We start from the raw sequence: 771 nt of genomic DNA, 5'->3' as shown, positions 1-771 counted from the left end.
CCCTGGACCTGCTCATCCCGATCGGCGGCCTGGGCCAGCGCACCGGCTGGTACTGGACCGATGCCGGCGTCCAGCGATTCGCCTACCTCCTGATCGCGGTCGGCTGGCTGCTGACCACCGCCGTCGTCGCGGGCGTGACCCGGACCCTCAGCAGGAACTGACCGGTCCGCCGGGAAGGTGCCGGGCGTCCCGTGGTGCGTGATCCTGGAGGGGTGTGTGGTGTGTCAGCCGGTCGGATCCCGGCGGCCTACGCCGCCTCGGGCCGCCGCGCGCTCCGCGTGACCCTGGTCGCCGCAGCCGGTTTCTACCTCTTCCGGTACGGCCTCGACAGCCCCGTCGCGGCCACCTACGCCCTCTTCGGCACCGTGGCGCTGGGCGGACTCTCCAAGATCCCCGGGACCGGGCGGCAGCGAGCCGCGACGGTGCTGCGCCTGCTGCCGGTGTGCTGGCTGCTGGTGGTGATCGGCACCTGTCTGTCGGTGCGCACCTGGAGCGCCGTCGCCGGCATGTTCGTGGTCGGCTTCGCGCTGGCCTTCTCCGCCATCGGCGGGCCGCGCCCGGCCGGGGCCGCGCCGGGCCTGCAACTCCTCTACATCCTGCCGTCCTTCCCCCCGTACGATCCCGGCTCGCTCGACGAGCGACTGATCGGGACGACGACCGGACTGGCCCTGTTCGCCGCCGCCGAGGCGCTGATCCTTCCCGGGCCCGCACCGCCGTCGTACCAGGAGCGGGCGGCCCGAGCCGCGCACACCGCCGCGCACTGCGCGACGC

At 74.1% G+C, this 771-nt stretch carries 2 pseudogenes; both read left to right on the top strand.

From position 1 onward, the window contains the following. Positions 1 to 161: pseudogene (locus tag BEK98_RS50745) on the top strand (oxidoreductase); the annotation flags it as partial. A gap of 60 nt (positions 162 to 221) precedes the next feature. Beyond that, positions 222 to 771, top strand: a pseudogene (locus BEK98_RS47615) (FUSC family protein); the annotation flags it as partial.

Source organism: Streptomyces diastatochromogenes (assembly GCF_002242805.1).
Lineage (GTDB): Bacteria > Actinomycetota > Actinomycetes > Streptomycetales > Streptomycetaceae > Streptomyces > Streptomyces diastatochromogenes.
Note: the sequence above shows the minus strand (reverse complement) of the source record. Positions and strands in the feature narration are given on the sequence as shown.